Here is a 5,924-nt window from a genome sequence, read left to right on the forward strand (position 1 = left end):
GATGCTACCATATAGCCGTCCCCAATTGTCTTAATTTTTTCTAACCCGTATTCCTCGGTTAGTTTGTCAAATTCTGAGAAAATAGAATTTAGTTTGACAATTAATTCAATAGGAGGAATTTCTGAGGCAAGCTTAGTAAAGCCTACCATATCAGCAAATAAAACGCTGACATTGGGGAAGCGATCGGCAATTACTAAGTCTGGGGTTGATTCTGCTTGGAGCCGCAGCGCGATCGACTCTGGTAAAATACTCAGTAATAATTTTTGAGTTTTTTCTTGACTTTCCATCAACTCCCTGTAAAGTTGAGACTGTTAAATCAAGCGCCGCAGTCGCTGAATCAGCACTGGCCAGTGAATCGGCTTCGTCACATAATCTGATGCTCCTACTTCAAAAGCTTGATTGACAGATTTTTGATCCTCTAGTGCTGTAATCATCAGCACCGGGATTTTTTGGGTTTTGGGATTGGCTTGGAGTCGGGCGCAGCAAGTAAAGCCGTCCATTACAGGCATCATTACATCCAACAAGACAATATCTGGGAGAATGTTTTGACAAATGTCCAAACATTCTTGTCCGTTTGATGCCTCAATTATCCGGTAGCTTTCTTTTTCGAGTATCCGGCGCATAAATAGCTGCTGGGTTGCTTCGTCATCTACGATCGGAATTTGGGGTGTGGTTGGCGAGTTTTTTTTCAAGTCAGCACTAATCATGGTAATGTGAAAATACTATCAAGTTCTCAGTGAGAAACAGATTTAAGTTCTGCGTTGAAATAGGTAAGTTGACCATTGCTCGATCGCACTCTGAATATTTTTAACAAGTGTATAATCTAACACTATCTCAAACCCTAAAACTGCAGCAATCGACGCAATAATTGTAGTTTTTTATACTGGTAACTTGCCAAACAGTATCTGAAAAATTACTGATTTAGCGGTGACACTGATTTTGAGATGATGTTGAGAATTGTATCAGATTATGTCATAACTTTTAAGGTTGTGCCATTGGCTAAATGGCCTAAAATGTTGAAAATTTTGGGGAAAACGGGCGATTCCCTGCGGGATAGCTTCGCACGCGGGTACAAATGGCGATCGATCGTCCCGCGCCACCGACACCGCAGATATTAGAGAGTTTGTCAATCAGCAATCTATTCTCAATTATCCTGCTCCGGGTCGAGTCGCGCGCGCGCCACAAGAGAATGGATCTATTAGACTTGAACTCCATAAATATTTGATTGATGAGTTAACCGCAGATTTCAAGCGATACACAGAGATGGACGCAGAGCATTTAATCTTGTCTGCGATCGAGTGCAACTCAAGTCTATTGTGGAACACGCATTGGAGCCTTTAAAGCGAGAAATTATTAATCAACACTTCTGGTCAAAGCCGCTTTTACCCGCTGATATTCCGCTGCAATTTTCTGCATCAGAACCTCGCTACCTGAGAGAGTTTCATTTCGAGCCATCTGTTCGAGCTGCGCGCACAATTGAAACAAAGGCATCGCTCCGACTGTCGTACAAGCACCTCTAAGAGCGTGAGCTAAGGCTTTAATTGCGGCAGCATCCGCTCGATTGACAGCATCGGCGAGTTCCTGCAATTTGGGCGGTGCTACTTCCGTAAATTTCTCAACTAGCTCTATCCAAAATTCCTCGGCTTCTTCTCCCAATAACTCCCTCAATTCTTCAAAAGTTTGACTGTCAAGAGGCGGAACTTCGATTTCTGATTCTGCTGTTTCCGGTAGAGAATTTTCCGGCGCTGCTGGCGGCGAAGTTGGAGATTTTTCCTCATCTAAATTGGGTTCAGTCACCGCAGTTAAATTTGGAAATTGAATATTGTCAGAAACCGCTAGAATTTCCCCTGAATTAGGAGGCAAAATAGCTGCTTCCGATGGAGTTCCAGCTTCAATTTGTGAAATTAAAACACCAGCGCGGGCGATTAAATGCTTTAACTCTGCTAAGGCACTTTCGTCAACCGCAGGCGCAACATTTGTCATCTTGTTTTCAGACCCAGCTTGGGAAGCAGAGTCTGTCGGCTCAGCCTGCGAATTGTTCTGCACAGGATTGAAATTGGATGGCCCGGTTTCCCGATCGTACAAAGCGATCGCTTGAACGATCGCCTGCAATCGCACCGGCTTGCTGATATAATCGTTCATCCCAGCTTCTAAGCAAAGTTCGCGATCGCCCTGCATCGCATTAGCCGTCATCGCCACAATCCAAGGGCGAGTCGGTTTGGGATTTTGGATTGTTAAATTGCTCATCAGCGGGTAAAAAGTCAGCTTCACGGCGAGAATTTTCTAATAAAAAATCTCCCGAAAATCGCTGGCGGATCAGGCGAGTAGTTTCCAGCCCGTCCATTTCTGGCATCTGCATATCCATAAATACAATATCGTATTCCGAACGCTCCAAAGCCTCCAAAGCAGCTTGCCCGCTGCTGGCAAAATCTGCACTGTAACCTAACTTGTGCAGCATCTGCCCTGCTACCATTTGATTGACCTCTACATCGTCTACTAACAGCATTTTTAAAAGCCGTTTTTCCGATAATTCCGGATTAAATTGAGGTCGAGCAAAACACGGTTGATTTGTGCTGCATTCCCCGCCCAGGATGCGGAGCAAAACTTCATGAAGCTCCGCTTGCTTAATTGGTTTGTATATAAAAGCTGCGAATTCAACTCGCCCTTGAACTTCCCGCGTCGATGGCCGGCCGCCAGAACTCAAAATCATTAAAGGTAAATTTTGACCTTGAGGAAGTTCTCTAATTTTTTGAGCTAAAGTAATGCCGTCCATTTCTGGCATATGAAAGTCTAAAATCGCCAAGTCAAACATAGTTTCATGTTGCAGCACTTTCAGCGCTTGTGCGCCGGATTTGGCAGCGCGGACAACCATTCCCCAAGACTTAGCTTGCAGGGTAAGAATTTTGCGGTTAGTGGCATTGTCGTCTACTAGCAGCAGCCGCAAACCTGCTAGTTGAGGCTGGGGTGCATTCAGGTTTAATGTTTGTAACGGAGCGGGTGCTGGCTGAGCTTTGATGGTAAAATAAAATTTAGAACCTTTGCCAATTTCACTTTCTACCCACATAGTGCCGCCCATGATGTCGCTGAGGCGTTTGCTGATGGCTAAACCTAAGCCTGTACCGCCGTATTTGCGAGTTGTGGAACTGTCAACTTGACTGAAGGCTCTAAATAGTATGTTTGTGCGATCGGACGGAATTCCGATGCCTGTATCCCTGACACTAAATTGAATTTCGTAATTGCTAACTTCTGATTGTTCGAGATATTTAGGATCGGCAGCCTCGGAGCTGGATGCTTCTCTGTTAAACTCAAGATTTATTTCAGAATTCGAGTTAGTTTGGGTAACTTCTACAGCAGTTTCTGGAATCGGTTTAGCTGTTACTTTAACTACCACTTCGCCGGTTTCGGTAAACTTTGTAGCATTGCCAAGCAAATTTATCAATATTTGCCGCAATCTACTGACATCTCCGTACAGGAAGGCAGGCACGCTGACATCCAATTCGCAAGCTAAATCTAGCTGTTTTTCCGCAGCTTTCATCGCGACCAAATCTAAAGCATCTTCCACACAGTTTCTGAGATTAAACGGTTCTTTTTCTAATTCAAATTTGCCTGCTTCTATTTTAGAAAAATCGAGTATATCGTTAATAATTGCTAGCAAAGCATCGCCGCTGGTGCGAATTGTATTCAGAAAATTGCGCTGGGTTGGCGACATTTGCGTGTCTAGCAGCAGCTCGGTCATGCCGATAACCGCATTCATCGGCGTGCGGATTTCGTGGCTCATCATTGCCAAAAATTCACTTTTGGCTTTGTTGGCAGCTTCTGCGTCGGTTTTGGCGCGTTTGAGTTCTTCTTCTATTACTAATCGGTGCTGAATTTCTTGCTGGTAGGTTTGGATGCGCTGCGTCACTTCGGAAACATCTTGAATTGCGACTAAAGCATAAAAACCTTCTCCTTTAATCGCTGGGATGGGAGTGACATTTGTGTTTTGAATTCGCGGTTGGCCGTTGGGTAGATTTGACGCAATTAGGGAATGGTGCAGTTGGGGAGAAAATACGGCGGGCAAGCCTTTGTTAAATACTTGTTTTAAGCGATTTTGATATTTAGGTTCGTCGAGTTGGGGAAAGTGAGTTTTTAGGTTGGTTCCGATTATTTCTTTTTTGAGTATTTTTGTCCACTGCTCTAGGGTGCGGTTCCAAAACAGCACGGTAAAATCGCGATGGATGACGCACAATCCGATGGGTACTCGATCGAGAACGCTGAATCTTTCTTGGGCTTTTTCTATTTGTTCTAGCATTTTTTGTATTGTGAAAAATTGACTAATTTTATGTATAACTCAAAATTTATATTTTTTTAGGATTTAAATATGCAGGTTAATTCGGCTTTTTCTGTTGTGCCAAATGCTATCTGAGGATTTACCCAAGAAACCCGGTTTCTAAGAGAATTAAGAGGTTTGGAGACAAATATTTAGGAAGAAGCCGGGTTTCGGCGCGATCGGAGTGTATAAGTCTTGCATCGCCTTTGGTACTTGGTACGGTAAACCCCGATCCATGTTTTTTGCGCTCGGAGTTCAAAAACACGAGGGCGAGGCTGCGATGTTAATGATTTTTGCTAATTTGTATAGATATAGTATACTGATTGAGTCAAGTTGGCAATCATCTAGTTGCGATCGCCAAATCGAGAGCAATTATGACTGGGTGCGCTACAGTTTTCAACTATTCGATCGTTTATTGTAATCCAGCGTCAAACCGATGAAAAAGGAACGGGTTCGATGGAAATTGATGAAGATGTAAAGGAATTTTTGATTGAAGGCTATGAATATCTGAACCAAATTGAGGAGGATTTAGTAGCTTTAGAACAAAGCGATTCCGATCCAGAGGTGATGAACCGGATTTACCGCAGCTTGCACACGATTAAAGGTAATAGCGGTTTTTTGGGAGTGGAAAAACTAGAGTCGGTGGCTCACGCGGGAGAAAATTTGCTCAGCCGTTTGCGCGATCGCACAATTGCCATGACTCCCGAAATTACTAGCGCTTTGCTATCGACAATTGACGCGGTGCGATCGCACATGGAGGCGCTCGAAACCACCGGCGAAGAAAGTCCGATCGCCCACACCGAATTGCTCGATCGACTTTTGCAACTCCAAGCATCCGATACTCAGTCTCAATTGCAGTCGAGCGCGATCGCCCTTGAATCCACCACCGCCATCACAGAAGTCGCCGCCCGGGAACCTGAAAAATTAGACTTGACAGCAGAACCTTTGTGTGTTGACGGTTTATTGTCGATCGACCAATTGCCAATTCCCGCTGTTAACAATACTGGCACAGAACAGGTAAATCCTGCCGATACCGAAGGCGATAAATTCAAAATTTCCGACACTGCAATCCGAGTAGATGTCGGCTTGCTCGACAAACTAATGAACTTGGTAGGCGAACTCGTTTTGTGCCGCAACCAAATCTTAGAATTTGCCAGCACACAAACAGCAAACGCCCAAAATGACGACACCTTAAAATCAGTATCTGGCCGCTTAAACTTAGTTACTTCCGAACTGCAAGAAGGAGTAATGAAGACCAGAATGCAGCCAATTCGCACAATTTGGAATAAATTTCCCCGCGTAGTGCGCGACACCGCATTCGCCTTGGGAAAACAAGTTCAATTAGAGATGGAAGGCGAAGAAACAGAATTAGATAAAACCTTAATCGAGGCGATCGCCAATCCGCTAACTCACCTAGTCCGTAACTGCCTCGATCACGGCATCGAAACATCAGAAGCCCGCGTCACCAAAGGCAAACCAGCCATCGGGAAACTGCTGCTGCGAGCCTATCACGAAAGCGGTCAAGTAAACATTGAAATCTCCGATGACGGCGGGGGAATCGACCCGGAGCGGATTAGAAATAAAGCCGTGCAAAAAGGAATATTTTCTGCTGTTG

At 44.5% G+C, this 5,924-nt stretch carries 6 protein-coding genes; 1 reads left to right on the plus strand and 5 read right to left on the minus strand.

All coding sequences use genetic code 11. From position 1 onward, the window contains the following. From WBA89_RS29315 to WBA89_RS29335, 5 genes are all read right to left on the minus strand, one after another. The coding region (locus WBA89_RS29315) for an adenylate/guanylate cyclase domain-containing protein (protein WP_424411137.1) at positions 1-287 on the minus strand (287 nt) is incomplete at its 3' end. Positions 288-311: 24 nt separating this feature from the next. Next, on the minus strand, positions 312-707 hold the full coding sequence (locus tag WBA89_RS29320) for a response regulator (protein ID WP_424411138.1): 396 nt from the start codon (positions 705-707) through the stop codon (positions 312-314). Positions 708-1,008: 301 nt separating this feature from the next. Continuing rightward, the gene (locus WBA89_RS29325; RefSeq protein WP_424411139.1) at positions 1,009-1,137 is read right to left on the minus strand and encodes a hypothetical protein; all 129 of its coding nucleotides are present in this window, start codon (positions 1,135-1,137) and stop codon (positions 1,009-1,011) included. Between the two features lie 216 nt (positions 1,138-1,353). Next, positions 1,354-2,271 (minus strand): Hpt domain-containing protein, encoded by a 918-nt coding sequence (locus WBA89_RS29330; RefSeq protein WP_424411140.1) that lies wholly within the window; start codon positions 2,269-2,271, stop codon positions 1,354-1,356. Continuing rightward, a complete protein-coding gene (locus WBA89_RS29335; RefSeq protein ID WP_424411141.1) occupies positions 2,183-4,291 on the minus strand; it encodes a response regulator in 2,109 nt (702 codons plus the stop codon). Before WBA89_RS29335 ends, WBA89_RS29330 begins: the two co-directional genes overlap by 89 nt. A 474-nt stretch (positions 4,292-4,765) precedes the next feature. Here WBA89_RS29335 and WBA89_RS29340 point away from each other — a divergent pair. Then, the coding region (locus WBA89_RS29340; RefSeq protein WP_424411142.1) for a chemotaxis protein CheA at positions 4,766-5,924 on the plus strand (1,159 nt) is incomplete at its 3' end.

It is taken from the genome of Microcoleus sp., assembly GCF_049646505.1.
GTDB lineage: Bacteria > Cyanobacteriota > Cyanobacteriia > Cyanobacteriales > Microcoleaceae > Microcoleus.

Coding starts and splice junctions, on each gene's coding strand:
- WBA89_RS29320 (WP_424411138.1), bottom strand. CDS start 707: ATGATTAGTGCTGACTTGAAAAAAAACTCGCCAACCACACCCCAAATT.
- WBA89_RS29335 (WP_424411141.1), bottom strand. CDS start 4,291: ATGCTAGAACAAATAGAAAAAGCCCAAGAAAGATTCAGCGTTCTCGAT.